Annotated in this window: 23 protein-coding genes, 1 other RNA gene and 1 pseudogene; 8 read left to right on the top strand and 17 right to left on the bottom strand. The window is 61.9% G+C overall.

The window, feature by feature from the left end; translation table 11 throughout:
* Window positions 1-63 precede the first annotated feature (63 nt).
* The 6 genes from infB to recR form a co-directional block, all read right to left on the bottom strand.
* Window positions 64-2,802: a translation initiation factor IF-2 gene (infB, locus tag EQW76_RS23050; RefSeq protein WP_142831508.1), complete on the bottom strand. Its 2,739-nt coding sequence runs from the start codon at window positions 2,800-2,802 to the stop codon at window positions 64-66.
* Between the two features lie 100 nt (window positions 2,803-2,902).
* Window positions 2,903-3,595: an RNA-binding protein gene (locus EQW76_RS23045; RefSeq protein ID WP_142831507.1), complete on the bottom strand. Its 693-nt coding sequence runs from the start codon at window positions 3,593-3,595 to the stop codon at window positions 2,903-2,905.
* Window positions 3,592-5,214: a transcription termination factor NusA gene (nusA, locus tag EQW76_RS23040; protein ID WP_142831506.1), complete on the bottom strand. Its 1,623-nt coding sequence runs from the start codon at window positions 5,212-5,214 to the stop codon at window positions 3,592-3,594. Before nusA ends, EQW76_RS23045 begins: the two co-directional genes overlap by 4 nt.
* Window positions 5,215-5,259: 45 nt before the next feature.
* Window positions 5,260-5,877, bottom strand: coding sequence for a ribosome maturation factor RimP (gene rimP / locus EQW76_RS23035; RefSeq protein WP_143123263.1), 618 nt, complete (start codon window positions 5,875-5,877; stop codon window positions 5,260-5,262).
* A gap of 148 nt (window positions 5,878-6,025) precedes the next feature.
* Window positions 6,026-7,270, bottom strand: a complete 1,245-nt coding sequence (locus tag EQW76_RS23030; RefSeq protein WP_142831504.1) for a lytic murein transglycosylase — start codon at window positions 7,268-7,270, stop codon at window positions 6,026-6,028.
* A 179-nt stretch (window positions 7,271-7,449) separates the two neighbouring features.
* Window positions 7,450-8,055 carry a recombination mediator RecR gene (gene recR / locus EQW76_RS23025; RefSeq protein ID WP_111220871.1) on the bottom strand — a complete coding sequence of 202 codons (606 nt, stop codon included), beginning with the start codon at window positions 8,053-8,055 and terminating at the stop codon, window positions 7,450-7,452.
* A 57-nt stretch (window positions 8,056-8,112) separates the two neighbouring features.
* On the opposite strand from recR, the gene EQW76_RS23020 reads away from it, so the two are divergent.
* Window positions 8,113-8,730: an MOSC domain-containing protein gene (locus tag EQW76_RS23020; RefSeq protein ID WP_142831503.1), complete on the top strand. Its 618-nt coding sequence runs from the start codon at window positions 8,113-8,115 to the stop codon at window positions 8,728-8,730.
* Between the two features lie 81 nt (window positions 8,731-8,811).
* On the opposite strand, the gene EQW76_RS23015 is transcribed toward EQW76_RS23020, so the two are convergent.
* The 3 genes from EQW76_RS23015 to ffs all read right to left on the bottom strand — a co-directional run bounded on the left by EQW76_RS23015 (window position 8,812) and on the right by ffs (window position 11,196).
* A complete protein-coding gene (locus tag EQW76_RS23015; RefSeq protein WP_111220873.1) occupies window positions 8,812-9,135 on the bottom strand; it encodes a YbaB/EbfC family nucleoid-associated protein in 324 nt (107 codons plus the stop codon).
* A 37-nt stretch (window positions 9,136-9,172) separates the two neighbouring features.
* Window positions 9,173-11,053 (bottom strand): DNA polymerase III subunit gamma/tau, encoded by a 1,881-nt coding sequence (locus tag EQW76_RS23010; RefSeq protein WP_142831501.1) that lies wholly within the window; start codon window positions 11,051-11,053, stop codon window positions 9,173-9,175.
* Window positions 11,054-11,099: 46 nt separating this feature from the next.
* An RNA gene (gene ffs / locus EQW76_RS23005) (signal recognition particle sRNA small type) lies at window positions 11,100-11,196 on the bottom strand.
* A 90-nt stretch (window positions 11,197-11,286) separates the two neighbouring features.
* On the opposite strand from ffs, the gene EQW76_RS23000 reads away from it, so the two are divergent.
* Genes EQW76_RS23000 through EQW76_RS22990 form a run of 3 tightly spaced genes read left to right on the top strand, consistent with a single transcriptional unit; the run spans window position 11,287 to window position 13,355 of the window.
* Window positions 11,287-11,697 carry an HIT family protein gene (locus EQW76_RS23000; protein WP_142831500.1) on the top strand — a complete coding sequence of 137 codons (411 nt, stop codon included), beginning with the start codon at window positions 11,287-11,289 and terminating at the stop codon, window positions 11,695-11,697.
* Entirely contained in the window at window positions 11,694-12,653 is a 960-nt protein-coding gene (gene nudC, locus EQW76_RS22995) for an NAD(+) diphosphatase (RefSeq protein ID WP_142831499.1), read from the top strand. Before EQW76_RS23000 ends, nudC begins: the two co-directional genes overlap by 4 nt.
* 6 nt (window positions 12,654-12,659) lie before the next feature.
* Entirely contained in the window at window positions 12,660-13,355 is a 696-nt protein-coding gene (locus EQW76_RS22990) for a YafY family protein (protein WP_142831498.1), read from the top strand.
* Between the two features lie 62 nt (window positions 13,356-13,417).
* Here EQW76_RS22990 and EQW76_RS22985 read toward each other — a convergent pair whose 3' ends face one another.
* A complete protein-coding gene (locus tag EQW76_RS22985) occupies window positions 13,418-14,113 on the bottom strand; it encodes an NAD(P)-binding domain-containing protein (RefSeq protein WP_142831497.1) in 696 nt (231 codons plus the stop codon).
* Window positions 14,114-14,227: 114 nt separating this feature from the next.
* Between EQW76_RS22985 and EQW76_RS22980 the strand changes: the two genes are divergently transcribed.
* Together EQW76_RS22980 and EQW76_RS22975 are read left to right on the top strand one after the other, a co-directional pair.
* Window positions 14,228-15,139, top strand: a complete 912-nt coding sequence (locus EQW76_RS22980; protein ID WP_142831496.1) for a LysR family transcriptional regulator — start codon at window positions 14,228-14,230, stop codon at window positions 15,137-15,139.
* 92 nt (window positions 15,140-15,231) lie between these two features.
* Window positions 15,232-15,599 (top strand): annotated as a pseudogene (locus tag EQW76_RS22975) (VOC family protein).
* A 19-nt stretch (window positions 15,600-15,618) separates the two neighbouring features.
* Here EQW76_RS22975 and EQW76_RS22970 read toward each other — a convergent pair.
* A complete protein-coding gene (locus EQW76_RS22970) occupies window positions 15,619-15,798 on the bottom strand; it encodes a hypothetical protein (protein ID WP_111220881.1) in 180 nt (59 codons plus the stop codon).
* 182 nt (window positions 15,799-15,980) lie between these two features.
* Between EQW76_RS22970 and EQW76_RS29915 the strand changes: the two genes are divergently transcribed.
* On the top strand, window positions 15,981-16,226 hold the full coding sequence (locus EQW76_RS29915) for a DUF6434 domain-containing protein (RefSeq protein ID WP_142831495.1): 246 nt from the start codon (window positions 15,981-15,983) through the stop codon (window positions 16,224-16,226).
* A gap of 5 nt (window positions 16,227-16,231) precedes the next feature.
* On the opposite strand, the gene EQW76_RS22960 is transcribed toward EQW76_RS29915, so the two are convergent.
* The 5 genes from EQW76_RS22960 to EQW76_RS22940 form a co-directional block, all read right to left on the bottom strand.
* Complete coding sequence (locus EQW76_RS22960; RefSeq protein ID WP_142831565.1) at window positions 16,232-16,627, bottom strand: cupin domain-containing protein; 396 nt, start codon at window positions 16,625-16,627, stop codon at window positions 16,232-16,234.
* Between the two features lie 99 nt (window positions 16,628-16,726).
* Window positions 16,727-17,242, bottom strand: coding sequence for a GNAT family N-acetyltransferase (locus EQW76_RS22955; protein WP_142831494.1), 516 nt, complete (start codon window positions 17,240-17,242; stop codon window positions 16,727-16,729).
* A gap of 78 nt (window positions 17,243-17,320) precedes the next feature.
* Window positions 17,321-17,554 carry a BrnA antitoxin family protein gene (locus EQW76_RS22950; RefSeq protein WP_142831493.1) on the bottom strand — a complete coding sequence of 78 codons (234 nt, stop codon included), beginning with the start codon at window positions 17,552-17,554 and terminating at the stop codon, window positions 17,321-17,323.
* A 39-nt stretch (window positions 17,555-17,593) separates the two neighbouring features.
* Window positions 17,594-18,448: a prephenate dehydratase gene (locus tag EQW76_RS22945; protein WP_142831492.1), complete on the bottom strand. Its 855-nt coding sequence runs from the start codon at window positions 18,446-18,448 to the stop codon at window positions 17,594-17,596.
* A gap of 10 nt (window positions 18,449-18,458) precedes the next feature.
* Window positions 18,459-19,214: a 3-deoxy-manno-octulosonate cytidylyltransferase gene (locus EQW76_RS22940; protein ID WP_142831491.1), complete on the bottom strand. Its 756-nt coding sequence runs from the start codon at window positions 19,212-19,214 to the stop codon at window positions 18,459-18,461.
* A 149-nt stretch (window positions 19,215-19,363) separates the two neighbouring features.
* Here EQW76_RS22940 and EQW76_RS22935 point away from each other — a divergent pair, with 149 nt between their 5' ends.
* Window positions 19,364-19,954, top strand: a complete 591-nt coding sequence (locus tag EQW76_RS22935; protein ID WP_142831490.1) for a cytochrome c family protein — start codon at window positions 19,364-19,366, stop codon at window positions 19,952-19,954.
* 42 nt (window positions 19,955-19,996) lie between these two features.
* On the opposite strand, the gene EQW76_RS22930 is transcribed toward EQW76_RS22935, so the two are convergent.
* On the bottom strand, window positions 19,997-20,530 hold the full coding sequence (locus tag EQW76_RS22930) for a ribonuclease H (RefSeq protein ID WP_142831489.1): 534 nt from the start codon (window positions 20,528-20,530) through the stop codon (window positions 19,997-19,999).
* Between the last annotated feature and the right edge of the window lie 45 nt (window positions 20,531-20,575).

Below are 20,575 nucleotides of genomic sequence, written 5' to 3'. Positions count from 1 at the left end.
TTCAACAAAAAACCGCCGGTTTGCACCGGCGGTTTGGATATCTTGGCAATAATGCGCGAGCGATCAGAGCGTACGCGTGATGTGTTCGACGCGGAAGCATTCGATGACGTCGCCGGCACGCATGTCTTCGTAGTTCTCGAAGGCCATGCCGCACTCCTGGCCCATCGGCACGTCGGAGACTTCGTCCTTGAAGCGCTTGAGTGTCTTGAGCTTGCCTTCGTGGACAACGACGTTGTCGCGGATAAGGCGGACGCCTGCTCCACGCTCGACCTTGCCTTCGGTAACGCGGCAACCGGCCACTTTGCCTGTCTTCGTGATGTTGAAGACTTCGAGGATCTCGGCGTTGCCGATGAAGGTTTCGCGGCGTTCCGGCGAAAGAAGACCGGACATCGCCTGCTTCACGTCGTCGACGAGATCGTAGATGATGCTGTAGTAGCGGATCTCGATGCCTTCGCGTTCGGCGAACGCACGGGCCTGTGCATTGGCGCGGACGTTGAAGCCGATGATCGCGGCGCCCGAGGCTTCCGCCAGCGAGACATCCGATTCGGTGATGGCACCGGCGCCCGAATGGACGATGCGAGCACGCACTTCGTCGGTGCCGAGCTTGTCGAGCGCGCCGTTGATGGCTTCGATCGAGCCCTGCACGTCGCCCTTGATGACCAGCGGGAATTCCTTGAGAACGTTGTTCTGAAGCAACGTCATCATCTGTTCCAGCGAGCCGCGCTGACCGGACTGACGGGCAGCGGCCTTGTCGCGGGTGAGGCGCTGGCGATATTCGGAAATCTCGCGGGCCCGGCTTTCGCTATCGACGATCGCGAAGCGATCACCGGCAGACGGCGTACCGGAGAGGCCGAGAACCTCGACCGGCGTGGCGGGACCGGCTTCCTTGACCTGCTCGCCCTTGTCGTTGACCAGCGCGCGAACGCGGCCCCACTGATCGCCGGCAACGATGATCTGGCCGGGACGCAGCGTGCCCTTCTGGACGAGAACAGTCGCAACCGGGCCACGACCGCGGTCGAGCTGGGCTTCGATGACCGTACCTTCGGCAGGACGCGACGGGTTGGACTTGAGGTCGAGAATTTCCGACTGCAGCAGCACGGCTTCGAGCAGCTTGTCGAGATTCAGGCCGGTCTTGGCCGAGACTTCGACGTCCAGCACTTCACCGCCCATGGTTTCCACGAACACATCATGCTGCAGCAGCTGGTTACGGACCTTCTGCGGATCGGCTTCGTGCTTGTCGACCTTGTTGATGGCGACGATGATCGGCACGCCGGCAGCCTTTGCATGGGCGATGGATTCGATCGTCTGCGGCATGACGCTGTCGTCGGCCGCGACCACAAGGATGGCGATGTCGGTAGCCTGCGCACCACGGGCACGCATGGCGGTGAACGCGGCGTGGCCCGGGGTGTCGATGAAGGTGATCTTCTGGCCGTTCTGCTCGACCTGATAGGCACCGATATGCTGGGTGATGCCGCCAGCTTCGCCGGAGACGACGCTGGTCTTGCGGATGGCATCGAGCAGCGAGGTCTTGCCGTGGTCGACGTGGCCCATGATGGTGACAACCGGAGGACGCGAGACCAGCTCTTCGTCTTCCTGCGAGCCATTGAACAGGCCCAGTTCGACGTCGGATTCCGATACGCGCTTGACCGTATGGCCGAATTCGACCGCAATCAGTTCAGCCAGATCGGCGTCGATGACGTCGCCCGGCTTCATCATCTGGCCTTCCTTCATCAGGAACTTGATAACATCGACGGCGCGCTCGGACATACGCTGTGCGAGTTCCTGGATTGTGATGGTTTCCGGCAGGATGACTTCGCGCAGGACCTTTTCACGGGTCTCCTGCATCTGGCCGCGGCGGAATTTCTCCTGGCGGCGACGCATGGCCGAAAGCGAACGACCGCGACCCGTGCCGTCGTCGTCGACATTGGCTGTCGTGACGGTCAGCTTGCCACGGCGGCGCTCTTCTTCGGTCTTCGGACGAGCCGGTGTCTTCGGCGGCTCGACGCGAACGACCTTGCCGCGAATGACGGCAGTGCGCGGCGGTCCACGGTTTTCTTCTTCCTCGCCAAGAGGCTTGCGGCGGCCGGCAACGTCGCCAACGGCGGGGCGTGCGGCCGGAGCGCCGGCATCTGCACGGCGAACGAGCGGAGCTGCGACCGGCTGAGGCTTTGCAGCCTCGATACGGGCTGCTTCCTCGGCCGCTGCTTCTGCGGCGGCTTCGGCAGCTGCGATTTCCGGACCGCGTGCAGCGAGATCTGCAGCGCGGCGAACGGCTTCAGCCTCTTCCTCGATGCGACGCTTTTCGTCTTCGATCTTGCGGCGGGCGTCTTCCTCGGCGCGGCGGATGGCGTCTGCAGCGTCACGGGCCTGCGCATCGGCAAGCGCGCGGCGGCGGGCATCCATCTCGTCTGGCGAAAGGTGGTTGAGCACGACCGGGCGCGACGGGCGATCCTGCTGCGGACGCGCCTGGTAGGCCGGCGCTGCCGGCTGGGCACGCGGAGCAATGCCGCTCGGCTGGTTGACGCGGGTCTGGATCTGCGGCTGAGCCGGACGGGCCGCAGGCTGCGGTGCAGCCTCGACGCGTGCAGCAGCGGCAGGCGCTGGGGCCGTGACCGGCGTGATCACCTGCTTGTCGTCTTCCGGGCGTAGAGGGCGGCGCTTGCGAGTCTCGACCACGACCGCTTTGGTGCGACCCCGACCCATATCCTGACGCACGGTGCCCTGGTTCACGCCTGAAGGTTTCAGTGTGAGGGTCTTCTTACCCGATGCGCTCAGCGTCTTTTCGTCGTTGTTGTCAGTCATTCCGGTCCTGTTCCTTCAAACAGGGCGGATGACTACCATCAGACCCTGTCTTTAATTCGATGTACCTTAACGATGCGTCCGGCGTTCACCGATGTCCGCGTCATTGTTTTAGCTGGCCAGCGGCGCCCGTTGCCCGGGACTGACCGCCGTTGCGGTACCGTTCGAGCAGGTTTGCGCGTTTCACTACACCTTCACCCGCCTGCCCTGCAAGCGCGCAGGCGTGGATAAAAGCGTTCTGGCCCATCAGTTCGTCCATTTCCGCCGTCGTGAACGGACGGGAAGATGGTATTTCCTGCTCGGTTTCCATTCCGAGATGCCAGGCCTTGCGGGCCTGGTCGATTTTCCGGACGCCGTCATCGGCTGCGTCCGCGGCGTGGTAGACGGCAATTGCGCCGCCTGATCTGATTGCCCCGTCGACCTTCGACGAGCCATTGATAAACTGGCTCGCCTTGCGGGCCATATGCATCATGCCGGCAAGCTGCATCTTCAGCAGCCGCTCGACAGTTTCGCCGAGATCCTCGGCGGCCTTCACATCCGCCTTCAGGGCGCGGGCAAAAAGCTTCTTTGCCACCGCCTTGTCGACTGTTGCCCGGTCGAGCTTGACCCAGCATCCGCGTCCCGGCAATTGCCGTTTCAGATCCGGTACCACCGTGCCGTCTGGCGCGGCGACGAACCGGATCAGGTCGTCCAAATCACCGCTCTCGCGGGTGACGATGCACATGCGACCGTTTTTTTCCTCGGTCGGTACATCGTCGTCGTCAAGCGCAACATCCTGTTGGAGTGCCGCGGTCATGCTCCCTGCTCGGCATCGGGCTCAGCCTCAGGTTCGGCTTCCGCCACCTCTGCAAGCTGCACAGTTGCTTCGTCTTCGGTGATCCAGCCGACGGCCAGACGTGCCTGGATGACCATCTGTTCGGCCTCGACGCGCGAAACCTCCAGCTTGGAGAACAGGCCCTCGAACTTCTTGGTCTCGCCGTTCTTGCGTTCGGTCCAACCGATCAGGTCGTCGGAGGCGCAGCCCGCAAAGTCTTCCAGCGTCTTGATGCCGTCTTCGCCGAGCGCCACCATCATCTGGGCGGTCATGCCGTTGATCTGCAGCAATTCGTCGGCAACGCCGAGCGCCTTACGCTTCTCGTCCATCTCGGCTTCGTTACGCTCGATGAATTCGCGTGCACGCTGCTGGATTTCCTGGGCGGTTTCCTCGTCGAAACCGTCGATCGAGGCAATTTCCTCGAGATCGACGAATGCGAGTTCCTCGACCTGGGCAAAGCCTTCGGAGGCAAGGACCTGGCCGACCATCTCGTCGACGTCGAGCGCATCCATGAACAGGGTGGTGCGTTCGTTGAATTCCTTCTGGCGGCGTTCCGATTCCTCGGCTTCCGTCATGATGTCGATGTCCCAGCCGGTCAGCTGCGAAGCGAGGCGGACGTTCTGGCCGCGACGGCCGATGGCCAGCGACAGCTGTTCGTCCGGCACGACGACTTCGATGCGCTCTGCATCTTCGTCGAGCACGACCTTGGTGACTTCTGCAGGCTGTAGGGCGTTGACGACGAAAGTCGCCGGCTCCTGGCTCCACGGAATGATGTCGATCTTCTCGCCCTGCAGTTCGGCGACAACAGCCTGGACGCGCGAACCGCGCATACCGACGCAGGCGCCGACAGGATCGATCGACGAATCGTTCGAGATGACGGCGATCTTGGCGCGCGAGCCCGGGTCGCGGGCAACCGACTTCACCTGGATGATGCCGTCGTAGATTTCAGGCACTTCCATGGTGAAGAGCTTCACCATGAACTGCGGATGGGTACGCGACAGGAAGATCTGCGGACCGCGCTGTTCGCGGCGGACGTCGTAGACAAAGGCGCGGACGCGGTCGCCGTAGCGGAAGTTTTCGCGCGGAATCATCTCGTCGCGACGGATGATGCCTTCGCCACGACCGAGGTCGACGATGACGTTGCCGTATTCGACGCGCTTGACGGTGCCGTTGATGATTTCGCCGACGCGTTCCTTGAACTCGTCGTACTGACGATCACGCTCGGCTTCGCGGACCTTCTGGACGATGACCTGCTTGGCAGACTGGGCGGCGATGCGGCCGAAATCCATCGGTGGCAGCGGATCGGCGATGAAGTCGCCAAGGGCAGCGTCGGGGTTGCGGTCGCGGGCCAGTTCCAACGGAATCTGGATCGCATAGTCTTCCGCTACTTCGACCACTTCGAGCAGACGCTGCAGACGGATTTCACCGGTCTTCGGGTTGATGTCCGCGCGGATGTTCGATTCCGAACCGTAACGGGAGCGCGCAGCCTTCTGGATCGCGTCTGCCATTGCGGCAAGAACGATCTCGCGATCGATGACCTTTTCGCGCGCCACGGCGTCTGCGATCTGCAGAAGTTCCAGGCGGTTCGCACTGACTGCCATTTTAATTTCTCCGTCTTCCTGCCCGGGTTCCCGTCCCGTGGGCGGTTAGTCTATCGGTGAAGTATCTTCGTCTTCTTCTTGTTCGTTCTGGTTCGCTGCCTTGGCCAGCTTGTCGGCCTTCAGCGCGTCACGAATGAGATCGTCAGTCAGAATAAGCTTCGCTTCGGCTAGCGTCGTGAACGGAATAACGACCTTCGGATCTTCGCCGTAGGCCGGCTGGTCACGTTCGATGGTAAATCCATCGGCATCCACGGCGATGATCTTGCCGCGGAAACGCTTGCGGTTATCGACCAGGATCGAGGTCTCGCACTTGACGAGGTTGCCCTGCCAGCGACTGAAATCCGACTTGCGCACCATCGGGCGATCGATGCCCGGCGACGACACTTCGAGATGATACGCCTTATCGATCGGATCATCCACATCCAAAGCCGGTGAAACGGCTTGCGATACCGCCTCGCAATCCTGGACGGTCATGGTGCCGTCAGGACGCTCGGCCATGATCTGCAGCGTCGCGCCGTTCTGGTTCATCAGCCGGACGCGCACGAGGCGGTAGCCGAGGTCAACAATCACCGGTTCGATGATGGCGGCGACGCGCTGGTCCAGACCGGTTTCGACGATCAGGCGGGGTTCGTTGGGGTCTTCGGCGTGTGTCAGGTCCGACAAGCATGCGCTCCTGGAAAATTTGGCATTCCATGCTCGAGCTAATAAAAAAGAGCGGGTCCTCGCGGCCCACCCTTCATCAGACGATCAAGAATTTGAATGCGATATAGCCAGGTTTTTACCAAATTGCAAGGTCTGCAATCGCCAGCGACTATTTAAGCACACCCATCATTCTTGCCTCCGGGTAGCAGGTGGGCCGCTCGCCGTTCTTTGCCTGCCACTGGCCGATCGAGCGCCGTGTCTTATAGCCCGGCAAGCCGTCCGTACCGCCGACATCGTAGCCCTTGTGCTGCAGCGCCTTCTGCATTGCGGCGACATCCGAGCGCAACATCTTGCCGACATCGCCCCATGGTCCCTTGAAGGCGCCGGTATTGTCGGCGATGCGGTCGGCGAGATTGCCGATATAGAGCGCATAGAGATCAGAGTTGTTATACTCTTTTATGACATAGAAATTGGGCGTGACGATAAAGGCCGGGCCGTCGCGGCCGGCCGGCACCAGCATCATGCCGGATGCTTTCAATTCACTGGCCGGAAAGCCGCTGCCATTGACGCGCGTGATGCCGTCCGCCGCCCATTTTCCAATCGGCTTGGCGAGATCCGGGCCTTCCTGGGCGCAGGAAACAGCGGCCGGTATCGTCGCCTCGTAACCCCAGCCACGGCCGCGCTGCCAGCCCTTCTGGACCAGGTAGTTGGCAATCGATGCCAGAGTGTCCGGCACTGACGTCCAGATGTTGCGATGACCGTCGCCGTCGAAATCGACTGCATATTTCAGATAGCTCGACGGCATGAACTGCGGCTGTCCGAGCGCACCGGCATAGGAGCCCTTGAACTGGTCTGGGCCGATGTCGCCATGCTCGAGAATGCCGAGGGCAGTGATCAGCTCGGTGCGGAACATCTCCTTGCGGGTCGACATGAAGGCGTCGGTCGCAAGGATGGCAATCGCCGAGTTCTTCATGGTAGCGGCGCCGAAGCCGGTCTCGCGGCCCCAGATGGCAAGCACGATCGAGCCGGGCACGCCATAGGTTTTCTCGATCCGCTTCAGCGTCGAAGAATACTGCGAGGCGAAGCCGCGACCGGTGACGGCCAATCGTTGCAGCCGGTCATTATTGAAATAGGGTGCCGGTGACGAGAATTCTGCCTGGCTCTGCGGCCGCTGCTTCACCGGCGGGAAGCCGGGCGGCGCAAGATCGGGCAGGTTCCAGTTCAACTGGACACCGGCAAAGGCGGCGTTCAGCGTCTTTTCCGAGACGCCGGCCTTGCGCGCTTCCGGATAGATCTCGGTTTTGACCCAGGCCTGGAACTGCGCTTCGACATCGGCCTTCGAGGGCGCTGCCAAGGCGGGTAGCGGGAGGAGTGTGAGGAGGACGAGAATGATGAGGGACCCGATTTCCCTCATTCCTGTGCTCGTCACAGGAATCCAGTCGCCCAAGTCCTTGGGCGAGAAACACTTTCCATGACGCAGAGTTTTCTCATGGCGCAGACGCGCCATGGCTGGATTCCTGTGACGAGCACAGGAATGAGGGAGGGTGGAGGGGGGCGATGTCATATCCATCATCCGCATCGTCGATCTCTCGTTCATATCAGCGTCCTCGCCCTCAATGCCGCCGTCAGGGTGCCTTCGTCGAGATAATCCAGTTCGCCGCCAACGGGGACGCCGTGGGCCAAACGGGTGATCCTGACGTCGAGGCCGGCGAGTTGGTCGGTAATGTAGTGTGCCGTCGTCTGGCCCTCGACGGTGGCGTTGACCGCAATGATGATCTCGCGGATGCCGCCTTCGGCGACGCGTGCGACAAGGCCACGGATGTTGAGGTCGTCCGGTCCGACGCCGTCGAGCGGCGACAGCGTGCCGCCGAGTACGTGGTATGCGGTGTTCATCGCTGCTGCCCGCTCCAGCGCCCAGAGGTCGGCGACATCCTCGACGACGATGATGACGGCCTGGTCCCGGCGGTCGTCTGTGCACACCGTGCAGGGGTCGACGGTGTCGACGTTGCCGCAGTGCGAGCAGATCTTGACCTTGTCGTGGGCCTCGCCCATGGCCACCGAGAGGGGGCCGAGCAACTGGTCTTTTTTCTTGATCAGATGCAGCGCCGCGCGGCGCGCTGAACGCGGCCCGAGGCCGGGCACCTTGGCCAGCAACTGGATCAGTTTTTCAATTTCGGGACCGGTGACTCGTTTTGCCATGGGGCGTTCTTAGACCATATGCTAGAGAAACGGAATCGCGTCAGGAGACAGCATCCCATGAAAATTCTCGCCGTCTGCACCGGCAATGCCGAAAAACTGCCCGGCAAGAGCTACAAGACCGGCATCAACAAGCATCCGGTTTCCGGCGCGGTCATGATCGATGAAAACGGACTGATCGGCGACGCCGTCTGCAATCGCAAGCATCATGGAGGTCCCTGCCAGGCGGTATACGTCGAGGGCTCGCTGACGCTCGACTGGTGGGCACGCGAACTTGGGCAACCGGTTCCGCCCGGCCTGTTCGGCGAGAATGTGGTCATCGACGGGCTCGACAATGCCAGTGTTGCCGTTGGCGACCGGTTCGTGGCGGGCGATCTCGTGCTCGAGGTGACATCGCCGCGCATCCCCTGCGCCACCTTCGCGGCCAAGATGGGCGACCCGAAGTTCGTCAAGCGCTACATGAATGCCGGTCTGCCGGGCATCTACTGCCGCGTACTGAAGCCGGCGTCGCTGTCTTCCGGTACCGGTGTCGAATACCGGCCGTTCGAAGGCGAGCGGGTGACGATGCCGGAGATGATGAAGACATTCGGCCGCAAGCTGTCGCCCAAGGACCGGGAGCGCTATCTGTCGACGCCGCTGCACAAGCAGTTTCGCGAGAAGATCGAAGCGCAGGCCTGAGGCTCGCCGTCGAAACGCTCGACGGCCGCGCATGGCGCGACCGTCCTCCGGTGAGATCCAGGCTGCGATCGATCTCAGGTCTCAGAAAGGCATCTTGAAGCCGGGAGGGATCGGCAGGCCGGCGGTCAGTTCCCTGGTCTTTTCGGCGACGATGGCTTCGGCCTTGCCCTTGGCATCGGTGTGGGCTGCGACGACGAGGTCTTCGAGGATTTCGACATCGTCTTCCTTGAACAGAGACGGGTCGATCTTCAGCGAGATCATCTCGCCCTTGCCGTTCAGGGTGACGGTGACGAGACCGCCGCCCGACTTGCCTTCTGCATGGATGTCAGACATTTCTGCCTGCATCTTTTCCATCTTGGACTGCATTTCCTTGACCTTGCCCATCATTCCCATGATGTCGCGCATCGCCTTCGTTCCTTCTCTGCTGTCTTTTGGTGTTCGATCAGAATTCTATGTCATCGCCCGGCAGGATATCGCCTTCGTCGGATTCGGCAACGGCTGGCGCGGCGAGCGGTTCATCGCCTGCATCGTCATCCGGATCGGCGCGGACGCGCACGTCGATGATCTTGGCGCCAGGAAACTGCAAGAGGATCGCGGCAACGTCCGGGTCCTGGCTGGCATCGACCATGCGCTGTGCTTGCGCCTTGGTCTCCGCCTCTGTCTCGCTCGGCGCTCCGCCATCGCGGCTGAGGCTGACGATCCAGTGGATGCCGGTCCATTCCTTGAGCTTCAGGGCCAGCTCATTGAGCAACGTGCCGGGAGCGCCGGGCGCGAGGCTGACATCGAGATGGCCGGGCTCGAGCTTCACCGGCCGCAGGAACGTGCGCACCATGGCCTTCAGCCGTGGATCGCGCTTGACGCCGCAGAGGTCGGCAATATCGCCGATCGACCGGATGGCGACGCTGGGCTTCGGAGCCTCGACGGGCTTTGCCTCGGTGCGGCCGGTGGCAACAGGCTGCGGTGCCGCATCTGGGACGGCGCGCAGCATCGTGGCTGCTCCGCTGTTTGCGCGCGGGGCCGCCTCGGGGGCGTTTCTGGATGTGGCTGGCTGGTAGGCAACGGAAGCGCCAGCGCCGTTGCCGTTACCGTTTCCCGATGGGGTGGGACGCGGACTGCCGCTGCTGTCGCTGCCGATCTCGGCCAGGCGCCTTGCGGCATCCTCCGGCGAGGGCAGGTGGGCGGCGTGGGCGAGGCGGATCAGCACCATTTCGGCGGCACCCGCCGTGCGCGAGGAGTTTTCTGTCTCCGGAATGCCCTTCAGCAACATTTGCCAGATGCGCGACAGTGTGGTGACTGCGAGCGTCCGGGAAAATTCGAGGCCGCTGACCCGTTCGATCTCGCTCAGCGAGGGGTCGTTGGCCGAGTCGGGCACATATTTCAGGCGTGTCACCAGATGCGTGAAATCGGCAAGATCGGTGAGCACGACCACGGGGTTGGCGCCGGCCTCGTACTGGCCGTTGAATTCGGCAAGGGCAGCGGCAACGTCGCCTTTGACGATATGCTGGAACAGGTCGACGATACGGGCGCGGTCGGCAAGGCCGAGCATCGAGCGCACGGTATCGGCCTGCACCGAGCCACCGCCATGGGCGATTGCCTGGTCGAGCAGCGACAGGCCGTCGCGGGCGGAGCCTTCGGCGGCGCGGGCGATCATCGCCAGGGCCTCAGCCTCGGCTTCGATGCCTTCCTTGGCAGCTATGGTGGAGAACAGGCCAACGAGATCGGAGGCGCTGATGCGGCGCAGGTCGAAGCGCTGGCAGCGCGACAGCACCGTGATCGGCACCTTGCGGATTTCCGTCGTCGCGAAGATGAATTTGACATGCTCGGGCGGCTCTTCCAGCGTCTTCAACAGGCCGTTGAAGGCGGCAGTCGACAGCATGTGCACTTCGTCGATGATGTAGACTTTATAGCGTGCCGACACCGGGCGATAGCGAACTTGCTCGATGATTTCCCGGATGTCGTCGATGCCGGTGTGCGAGGCGGCGTCCATCTCGATGACATCGACGTGGCGGCCGTCCATGATTGCCTGGCAGTTCTCGCCGAGCATGCGCAGGTCGATGGTGGGCGTGTCGATTTCGGCGGTCTTGTAGTTCAAGGCACGGGCCAGGATGCGGGCGGTCGTGGTCTTTCCGACGCCGCGCACGCCGGTCAGCATGTAGGCCTGGGCGATACGGCCGGTCTCGAAAGCATTGGTCAGGGTGCGGACCATCGGCTCCTGGCCGACCATCAGGTCCGAAAAATCCTTGGGGCGATATTTGCGGGCCAGCACCCTGTAGCCGGTGCCGGTCGACGCGGCTGAATTTGCTGGTCGCTCGATTTCGCTCATCGCCCTGCTTGTCGCCGGGCAAGCCGGACATCGCTATGAGAAAAGGGTGGGAGGCTGGCACGATGACCCGTGCCTGGCTCGTTGGGGCTGCTTCCTTCCGGACCTGACCCGGTTGGCGAGTGGCTCGTCCACCACCAACCTCCCGGAGCGACATATCGGCAATCTCGCCATCAAATGCAAGCACGCCCACAAAAAAACTGCTAAACATTTGAAAAAATACTGGAGGAGACACCATGAGCCCATTCGTGCTCGATGATCGCCTGGCGAAGGACACAGTGTCTATTGCGATCACAGGTCTTTGCGACCTGCGCCTGATGAAGGATCGCCGCTGGCCATGGCTTGTGCTGGTGCCGCGCCGGCAGGCAATCTCTGAAATTTTCGAGCTCACGCCTCTCGACCAAGCCTTGCTCACCTTCGAGACGAATATGGTGTCGAGCGCGTTGAAGAGCGTCACTGGGGCTGTGAAAATCAATGTCGGCGCCCTTGGAAATATTGTCCGACAGCTGCATGTTCATGTCATTGCGCGGTCCGAAGGGGATGCGAACTGGCCGGGCCCCGTCTGGGGTCATGGCCATCAGGAGCCCTATGAGGACGACGAGATGCGCGCCTTCATGACCCGAATGCAGAAAGCCCTGTCCCCATGAGCCATTCCCTCTTCACCTCCGACGCGCCACACCCCGAGCCCAGCAGCCTTACCGCCTTTGCCGAGAACGCACTGAACCGCGACTCTGAGCATCGCGATGAAAGCTCGGTGGAAAAAGCGCTGTCCATCGATGGGACCCATATCCTGGCCTTTGCCGGCGAAAAGCTGGTGCTGAAGCATGACGGCCAGATCCTCGATCCGCTGTTTGCCAAATACGAACTGGCCGAGCTCGATCCGGATTGGGATAATGCGGTGCTGCTTGGCTACAAGAAAAGCGGCGAGCCGCGGCTCGCGGTGCCGGTGGGTGTCGGTGCCGACGATCTTGCCAGCCAGTACAAGGCGACAGACATGCGGGCGCTGTGGCGCGAGCATCTGTTCGAAGGCGAAATTCTGGGCGAGGCGGCACAGGCTGCCAGCCTCCTCCGCTGGAATAGCGACAACCGTTTTTGCGGCCGTTGCGGATCTGCAAGCGAAGGCCATATTGGCGGCTACAAGCGCATCTGCACGGCCTGCCAGCATACGATTTTTCCGCGCACCGACCCCGTTGTCATCATGCTCGTCGTCGATGAGGCCCGAGGGCTCTGTCTGCTCGGTCGAAGCCACCACTTCCCGCCGGGAATGTATTCGTGCCTTGCCGGTTTCGTCGAGCCGGGCGAGACGATCGAAAGCGCGGTGCGCCGCGAGACGCACGAGGAATCCGGCATCGCCACCGGCCGCATCCGCTATCACGCCTCGCAGCCGTGGCCGATGCCGCATTCGCTGATGATCGGCTGCTATGCCGAAGCGAAATCCACCGAAATCCACATCGACTCCACCGAGCTCGACGATTGTCGCTGGTTTACGCCGGAGGAGACGCTGGCAATGCTGGAGCGGGTGGATGCATCCGGCCATACCTCGCCACCGAAGGGTGCCATAGCCCACCGGCTGATGCGCGACTGGATCGAGTGGAAGCGCTAGGCGGATATTGCCATGGCCCGTTCCGAGCGGCTGCTGACTCTCCTGCAGGCCCTGCGTCGCCATCGCCGTCCAGTGACCGGGGCGGCGCTGGCGGAGGAGACGGGCGTGAGCCTGCGGACGCTCTACCGTGATATTGCCAGCCTGCAAGCGCAAGGGGCGCATATCGAAGGCGAGGCCGGCGTCGGCTATGTGCTGAAGCCGGGCTTCATGTTGCCGCCGATGATGTTTTCGCAAGACGAGATCGAGGCTCTGGTGCTCGGTTCGCGGTGGGTGGCGCGGGCTGCCGAGCCGCGACTGGCCGCGGCCGGCGCCGATGCGATGGCCAAGATCGCTGCCGTCCTGCCTGAAGAAATGCGCGACGAGATCGATTCGGCGACGTTGCTGGTCGGTCCGCGCCGCATAAGCGAAGACAAGGCGGATCTTTCGGTCATCCGCCGGGCGATCCGAATGGAGCGCATTCTCGAGCTCAACTATACCGACGAGAGCGGTGCCGTTTCCGTCCGGAAGGTCTGGCCCTTCGCGCTCGGCTATCTCGAACATATCCGCATCATGGCCGCGTGGTGCGAGCTTCGCCGCGACTACCGACATTTCCGCACAGACCGGATCGGCGACATGACCGTTCAGGACGGTCGTTATCCCCGCCGTCGGGCGGTGCTGATGAAAGAGTGGCGCGAGATCGACGACTATGCCCGGAATGCCTGATGCAGGGCGACCGGACCCTGCGCGGGTTAGGCGCATGATCTGGTTCGTCAGGTTGCTGGCGTTTACGCAGGCGCGTCGAAGGTGCCGGGGCTGCGTGGGGTTGCCTTCCACTGGTCCGTCCGCTGGGGGCTGGCCTCCGTCAGCGCCTGGCGTACGCCGGCTGCGTCATGATCCTTCACATAGACAGGCGAGCCCGGTTGCTGGCGCCAGGAGTCGTCCAGGCTTCCGGCATCCACGGCGTCGAAACCGATCTCATCGATCAGGCCGATGACGACGGCTTTAGAGGCCTGATCGTTGCCGGCCACTGCAATTGCTATGCGACCCGGCTGGCCTGCCGGCTTGCCAAGCTCGGCGAGGCTCGTGGCGTAGATCATGTTGAATGCCTTCACCACGTCGCGGCCGAGTTGCTTTGCCACCCAGGCGCTTTCCGTCATGCCGTTTTCGATGTCGGCCACCGCGCCGTCGCGTTCGCGGGGATAATAGTTGTTGGTGTCGATGACGATGGTCTTCGCGGGCACTTTGGCGAAGAGGTCGCGAGGCAGCGACGGGATGGCGTTGAGGGGGATAGTCACGACGACAACGTCCTTGTCGAGCACAGCTGCTTCGACGGTCGCGGCGCGTGCGCCTGTTTTCGTGGCCAACTCCGAAAGCGTGGCCGGACCGCGCGAGTTGGCGATATCGATCTGGTGTCCCGCCTTGGCAAGCAGGGTTGCGAGCGCGCCGCCAATATTGCCGGCACCGATAATTCCGATTTTCATATCAAATACTCCGAATTGCCCGTCTCCTTCGTGGAGAGACAAATGGACCATAATTCCTGTTCACATCGCGATAAATCGCAATAGGATGCTAACAATCACTACCAGGAGTAGGGAATGGATCGTCTCGTCAGCATGAATGCCTATGTCACCTCGGTAGAGATGGGCTCCTTTGCGTCTGCTGCCACTGTGCTTGGCATCTCGCAGCAGATGGTGGCCAAGCATGTCAATTATCTCGAGGCGCGCCTCGGCGCACGCTTGCTCTATCGCACCACCCGGCGGCAAAGCGTCACCGAGATCGGCCGGACCTACTATGACCGGTGCAAGCTGGTGCTGGCCGATGCCGACTGGGCCGATGCGGTTGCGGAGCAGGCCAAGGGCACACCGCAGGGGCGCCTGCGCATAAACGCTCCTGTTTCGTTCGGCTCACAGAGCCTGATCGGTCTCGTGACTCGCTATCTGCGTCGATATCCCGACGTGGAAATCGATCTGGTTCTCGACGACAAGTATGTCGATCCGGTCAAGGAGTCCTTCGAGGCAGTGTTCCGCATCGGGCATGTCGGGGACACGACCCTCACCAAGTATAGGCTTGCGCCGTTTCGCGTCGTGCTCTGTGCCTCGCCGGACTACCTGCGGGAACGCGGAACTCCGACCCATCCTGCCGATCTCGAATACCACGAATGCCTGGGGCAGGCTCTGTGGTCGCAGCCGGAGAACTATCACTGGCGTTTCGAGATGGGCGACAGCGTTTATGAACCGAAGGTGCAGGGGCGCTTGCGGGTGAACGATGCAAAGGGGTTGCTCTCGGCTGCGGTGGGCGGTTTCGGCATCGCGCTGATTGCCTACGACCACGCGCGGGACATGCTGGCCGATGGTCGTCTCGTCAGGGTGCTGACGGACTACCGGACGGAGACGCGACCGATGCATCTTCTCTTCCACCCCGACCGCCGCCAGACCCCGAAACTCAAAAGCTTCATCGAGGCCGTCATGGAGGAGTTCGGCGAGGCGAAAGCCGGTGGCGCAACATAGAAGAACAACTCAGATGCCTTGCCCACACTGCTGCCATAAACTGTCAGTGGTTGCTGCTATCGTTGCTCCATCGACAACAAGGAGCAACGAAAATGACCAACCCCAATCTCATCATTCTCTACGTCAAGGACCCGGCCGAGAGCGTCGTTTCTATCGCGGCCTTCTTGGTCGCGAGCCCGTGGCGGATTCGCCGAATTATGCCGCCTTTGCGCTCGATAACGGTTTCATGCTCGGGCTCTGGCGTCGTAGTTCTGTGGAACCTCAGCCTTCAGCGCTTGGAAATCGCGGAGAAATCGGCTTTGCCCTGCCGGGCAAGGGCAGCATTGCCGCCCATTACCGGGAGTGGTGCAGCCAGGGAATGCCGATTGCGCAGGAGTTGACGACGATGGATTTCGGAGAGACCTTCGTGGCGCTCGATCCCGATGGCCATCGCCTGCGTGTTTGCGAACCGGATCAGTAGGCTGCACCGCAGTTCCGCATCAGTTCAGGGTGAGGTCGCTTTCACATTCATCGCGGGCTTCATCGAATTCATCGATATGCGCGACTGCCATGCTGCGAAAGTCCGGATCGGTGATCTCATCCAGGGACCGCGGCATGCCGTGGTCTCTGATCATGGTCTTGAGAACGGATACCAGATGTGTGCTCTTATCTTCCGACATGCTTTTCAACCTTCATCGTAGTGGATAGGTAGTAAGCTAACTACTTAGCACATTGCACTGCAACATGCCCATTCACATATTGATGATCTGCCGTGAGCTTGGTGCATGGAACCGTGGTGCATTACGGGTAAACCAGGCGACGGATACCAACGCGGTGCAGGGGTAGACGGTTAGTGGGGCTAATGGCATTCGACTGGCATAGCAGTGAAATCACGCGCGCGACGCCGTTGACGGCATCCTATCGCAATAGGCGGAACGTCCGTCGATTTTTCCAGGCGGAATGTGGCGAAGGGTTCAGGTTCGACCGCCCCTTCATGGGCTGGCTTAAGACGGCTGTCGGCCAGACTATGGGCAGTGCTGCCGACGAGTGGTGCCGGCGCGAGGCTGCAAAGCGTCAGCCGGCATCACCTGCAGCGACCGATGCGTGATCCTATCAGCCCTCGTACTGCTCATCGGTGACGTGCTCGAGCCAATCGACGACCTTGCCGTCAAGCGCTTCGGCGATGGCGACATGGCTCATGGCTGTTGAAGGTGCAGCGCCGTGCCAGTGTTTCTCACCCGGTGCGAACCAGACGATGTCGCCGGGGCGGATCTCTTCGATCGGGCCACCCTCTCGCTGCGCACGGCCGAGGCCGGACAGCACGAGCAGGGTCTGGCCGAGCGGGTGCGTGTGCCAGGCGGTGCGTGCGCCGGGTTCGAATGTGACGGTGGCGCCGCCGATCCGGGCCGGATCCTCGCCCTTGAACGGCGCATCGATGCGCACCGTGCCGGTGAAGTAGTCGGATGGGCCCTTGGCCGAGGGAAGCGAACCGCTGCGGGTGATCTTCATGAGAACTCTCCTGTTGCGCGGCATTCTCCTGCCGCCGGTAATCGTTACTTAGCGCGCGGAATGCACCGGATCAGGTGTGTGCACCCTCAATTCGGAAAGTCAGATGATGGGCTCGTTGGCGAGGGCTTTTTCCGGCACCGCTTCAGCGCCGATGCGTTTGGACATATTGAGCCCAGTGACGCGAAAGCCGCCGACGGCGTATAGGTGTTGAGCGCGAGCGTTATCGGCAGCCACACGCAGCTTGATCTCCGTGTATCCCTGTTGCCGCATCATCGCTTCCAGGGCAGCCAGAGCAGAGTGACCGCGACCTTGTCCCCGGTACTCCGGGAGTATGCAGAAGTCGCAGACAAAAGCCGAATGGTGGTCTTTGTCGGAGCGATACCAGAGATAGCCAATGGGTTGCGCTGGGTTCTGCTCGCTGAATATGCAGAGCAATTCCTGGCCTGCGGTTTGCGGGCCGGCCGGAAGCTCCGCCGCGACCTCGCGCTCAGCCAGTATCCGCGCAGCGGCCGAAGACATGGCATAGTTCTCAGCAATTTCATCTGCGTAGTCAGCGATGAAGTAATCCAGGTATGCGGGGAACTCTGCGGGAAGCATAGGCTGGAAGGTGATCATGAGGGTCCATTCAATTGCCGGTCTGCTGCAGGAGCCATGCGTTCTGCGCGTTATCCCGGCATGGAGTGTGGCCGGATGCTAATCCTTGGCCAGCATGGCTGCACGCAGCGTGTCGTTGATGCGGTCCTGCCAGCCGGGACCGTCTTCCTGGAAGTGGGCGAGCACGTCGCTGTCGAGCCTGATCGACACCATCTCCTTCGTGTTGGGCACGGCAGGGCGCTCGACTGCAGGGGCGACGGGCTTCTTTGTCGGTTTGAATAGCGCCTCTGCGGCGTCCATCGGGCTGACCGGGCGGCGGGGTGGCGTGGCCATGGCGTTTTCCTTCTGTGTGACGGTCGGCAGTTGCAATGCCTACATCGAGCCGCGCGTCGGGTGGCCTTTGTAGACGCCGAGGATGCGGACCTTTTCGGAGAAGAACCGCAGTTCCTCCAGCGCCTGGCGGACGTTCGGGTCCGACGGATGGCCTTCGATGTCGGCGTAAAACTGGGTGGCCACGAACTTTCCGCCGAGCTGGTAGCTCTCCAGCTTGGTCATGTTGATGCCGTTTGTGGCGAAACCGCCAAGCGCCTTGTAGAGGGCGGCCGGGATGTTGCGGACATTATAGACGAAAGTCGTGACGATCTTTTCGTCCTTCGATGTGCGCTCGGCCCATGCCTCGTCGCGGGCCAGCACGACGAAGCGTGTCGTGTTGCTTTCGACATCCTCGACATTCTCGGCGATGATGTCGAGATGGTAGAGGTCGGCGGCCAGCCGGGGGGCCAGCGCCGCCATCGAGCGGTCGCCTGTTTCCTGCACCAGCTTTGCAGCGCCCGCAGTGTCGCCGGCGATGACCGGTTTCCAGCCGTTGGCTCGAACGATCTTGCGGCATTGTCCGAGCGCATGGATGTGGCTGTGGACGGTGCGGATCTCGTCATGGGTGACACCCGGGAGCACCATCAGCTGGAAGCGGATCGGCATGAAATATTCGCCGATGATGTGCAGGTTGGATTCCGGCAGCAGGTGGTGGATATCGGCAACACGGCCGGCGATTGTGTTTTCGATCGGGATCATCGCGAGATCGGCATCGCCATTGTCGACTGCGGTGAACGCATCCTCGAAGGTCTGGCATGGCAGCGGCTCCATGCCGGGAAACATGTCGCGGCATGCCATGTCGGAATTGGCGCCGTATTCGCCCTGGAAGGCAATCTTGTTGGTCTTGGCTGTCATGAAAAATCCGTCAGAGAGAGGCGCCGGAGAGCATTCGGCGGGCCTTTTCGAGGTCGGCCCGAGTATCGACACCCAGCGGAACCGTGTCAACGATCTCGGCGTCGATGCGCATGCCGGCTTCGAGGGCACGCAGCTGCTCGAGCGATTCACGTTTTTCCAGCGTCGATGGGGCAAGCGTCACGAAACGCTCGAGTGCCGCGCGGCGATAGGCGTAGAGGCCGATATGATGGTAGAGCGGCCCTTTGCCATGGGGGGCGGTGGCGCGGGTAAAATAGAGTGCCCTCAGCCGGCTGTCCGACAGCGGCGAGCCGACGATCTTGACGACGTTGGGATTGGTCTTTTCCTCCTCGTCGCGGATTTCCACCGTCAGCGTCGCAATATCGACGGCGGTATCTTCGAGCGGCTTCAGGGCAGCGCGGATTGTGGCGGGGTCGATGGTCGGCAGGTCGCCCTGGACATTGACGATTGTCTCGATGCGACCGTCCGGATCGACAGCGCGCAGCGCCTCGTGAATGCGATCGGAGCCGGATTGATGGTCCTCGCGGGTCATCACCACCTCGAAGCCGGCGTCTCTGACGACATCGAACGTGTCGGAATGGTCGACGGCGACGACGATGCGACCGATAGCCGCTTCGCGCGCGCGCATGGCAACCTGTACGATCATGGGCAAGCCGGCAATGTCGGCCAACGGTTTGCCTGGCAGTCGGGTAGACGCCAGACGGGCGGGGATGAGGACCAGCGTCTTGCCGATATCGAGGTACGTCATTGTTGGCCTTTTATTCCCGTCGGAAAAATGTCAAAAAGTGTGATGTTCCGAGCTGGGTGGAGAGTTTTGTAAGGGACAGTCAGAAGACACAGGTTTCGGCCGAATTCAAGATGGGGCCGGCGGGTTTGCCGGGGAGGGGAACATAGCAGATGAATTCATCCTACGTGAACATGGGACTCGGTGCGCTTTTGGCGACGTTGTTCGTGTTGAAGTCGGTGTCGCTGGTGTCCGGCGCGCTGTTTGCTTCGGAGCCGCCGGAGAAGCCAGGCTTTATCATTGTCGCCGACGAGACGGCACCGGCCGGTGGCGCCAGTGGTAAAACTGCTGCGGCAGCGCCGGAAACGCCGATCGCCCAGCTGTTGCAGAAGGCCGACGCCAAGGTTGGCGAAACAATCTTCAAGAAGTGTCAGGCCTGTCATGACGGCAGCAAGGGCGGGCCGAACAAGGTCGGGCCAAACCTCTACGGCATCGTCGACCGGCCGATCGCCTCGCATGAGGGCTTCGGCTATTCCGCAGCGATCAAGGATTTTTCCAAGGGTAGCTCGGAGAAGTGGACCTACGACCATCTCACGCATTTTCTGGCGGCGCCGAAGAAATACATTCCCGGCACGGCAATGGGCTTTGCAGGCCTGCCGAAGGAAACCGACCGGGCCAATGTCATCGCCTATCTCCGGACGCTGGCCGATACGCCTGCACCGCTGCCGGATGCTGCCGCCGCGCCGGCGCCCGCTACCAACTGAGCCTGATCCGACGACAAAGCCCGGCCATCCGTGGCCGGGTCCTCACGTCCGCCTGCCCTGCCGCTGGATCGTGCGGCGGCCCTGGTCGGCAAGCGCGTCGGCGCGCTCGTTGCCGTCTATGCCGAAGTGGCCTTTGCACCATTCGATCCTGACAAGCGGATTTTGCGACAGCTTTAGATCGAGCATCTTCCAAAGCTCTGCATGGGCGATCGTCCTCCGCCGGACGTTGGGGTTGGCGTCGATCTTTTTCCAGCCGTTTCCTTTCCATATCTGCCGGAAGGCGTTGCAGCCCCTGACGGCGTACAGCGAATCGGACCAGATCACGACATCTTCACCGGCGGCATTGCTCGCGATCCATTCTGCTGCCTCCAGCACGGCCATGATTTCCATGGCATTGTTGGCGGTCTTTGCGACGCCGCCGCAGCCCGAGGATATCTCGAGTCCATTGCGATACACGACATAGGCCCAGCCTCCATCGCCGGAACCGGGCTCGACGCAGCCGTCGGTGAAGACATGAAGTCCGTGCGGCACAGCCGCTGGATTGGCTTGCAAGGGTTGAGTAGGCTTGGCGGTCAATAGGTTGGCCTATCGGAGACGTCGCTGGAGAACTGGAACATCCTA

The sequence above is a fragment of the Rhizobium sp. rho-13.1 genome, from assembly GCF_007000305.1.
Taxonomy (GTDB): Bacteria; Pseudomonadota; Alphaproteobacteria; order Rhizobiales; family Rhizobiaceae; genus Rhizobium; species Rhizobium rhododendri.
The sequence above is the reverse complement of the archived record's forward strand: the minus strand, read 5'-3'. Positions and strand labels throughout refer to the sequence as shown.

What these genes read in the sequence shown, in the direction of transcription:
- infB (WP_142831508.1), bottom strand. Translation starts at nt 2,802, where the DNA reads ATGACTGACAACAACGACGAAAAGACGCTGAGCGCATCGGGTAAGAAG.
- EQW76_RS23045 (WP_142831507.1), bottom strand. Translation starts at nt 3,595, where the DNA reads ATGACCGCGGCACTCCAACAGGATGTTGCGCTTGACGACGACGATGTA.
- nusA (WP_142831506.1), bottom strand. Translation starts at nt 5,214, where the DNA reads ATGGCAGTCAGTGCGAACCGCCTGGAACTTCTGCAGATCGCAGACGCC.
- EQW76_RS23030 (WP_142831504.1), bottom strand. Translation starts at nt 7,270, where the DNA reads ATGAGGGAAATCGGGTCCCTCATCATTCTCGTCCTCCTCACACTCCTC.
- recR (WP_111220871.1), bottom strand. Translation starts at nt 8,055, where the DNA reads ATGGCAAAACGAGTCACCGGTCCCGAAATTGAAAAACTGATCCAGTTG.
- EQW76_RS23020 (WP_142831503.1), top strand. Translation starts at nt 8,113, where the DNA reads ATGAAAATTCTCGCCGTCTGCACCGGCAATGCCGAAAAACTGCCCGGC.
- EQW76_RS23015 (WP_111220873.1), bottom strand. Translation starts at nt 9,135, where the DNA reads ATGCGCGACATCATGGGAATGATGGGCAAGGTCAAGGAAATGCAGTCC.
- EQW76_RS23010 (WP_142831501.1), bottom strand. Translation starts at nt 11,053, where the DNA reads ATGAGCGAAATCGAGCGACCAGCAAATTCAGCCGCGTCGACCGGCACC.
- EQW76_RS23000 (WP_142831500.1), top strand. Translation starts at nt 11,287, where the DNA reads ATGAGCCCATTCGTGCTCGATGATCGCCTGGCGAAGGACACAGTGTCT.
- nudC (WP_142831499.1), top strand. Translation starts at nt 11,694, where the DNA reads ATGAGCCATTCCCTCTTCACCTCCGACGCGCCACACCCCGAGCCCAGC.
- EQW76_RS22985 (WP_142831497.1), bottom strand. Translation starts at nt 14,113, where the DNA reads ATGAAAATCGGAATTATCGGTGCCGGCAATATTGGCGGCGCGCTCGCA.
- EQW76_RS22980 (WP_142831496.1), top strand. Translation starts at nt 14,228, where the DNA reads ATGGATCGTCTCGTCAGCATGAATGCCTATGTCACCTCGGTAGAGATG.
- EQW76_RS22970 (WP_111220881.1), bottom strand. Translation starts at nt 15,798, where the DNA reads ATGTCGGAAGATAAGAGCACACATCTGGTATCCGTTCTCAAGACCATG.
- EQW76_RS29915 (WP_142831495.1), top strand. Translation starts at nt 15,981, where the DNA reads ATGGCATTCGACTGGCATAGCAGTGAAATCACGCGCGCGACGCCGTTG.
- EQW76_RS22960 (WP_142831565.1), bottom strand. Translation starts at nt 16,627, where the DNA reads ATGAAGATCACCCGCAGCGGTTCGCTTCCCTCGGCCAAGGGCCCATCC.
- EQW76_RS22955 (WP_142831494.1), bottom strand. Translation starts at nt 17,242, where the DNA reads ATGATCACCTTCCAGCCTATGCTTCCCGCAGAGTTCCCCGCATACCTG.
- EQW76_RS22950 (WP_142831493.1), bottom strand. Translation starts at nt 17,554, where the DNA reads ATGGCCACGCCACCCCGCCGCCCGGTCAGCCCGATGGACGCCGCAGAG.
- EQW76_RS22945 (WP_142831492.1), bottom strand. Translation starts at nt 18,448, where the DNA reads ATGACAGCCAAGACCAACAAGATTGCCTTCCAGGGCGAATACGGCGCC.
- EQW76_RS22940 (WP_142831491.1), bottom strand. Translation starts at nt 19,214, where the DNA reads ATGACGTACCTCGATATCGGCAAGACGCTGGTCCTCATCCCCGCCCGT.
- EQW76_RS22935 (WP_142831490.1), top strand. Translation starts at nt 19,364, where the DNA reads ATGAATTCATCCTACGTGAACATGGGACTCGGTGCGCTTTTGGCGACG.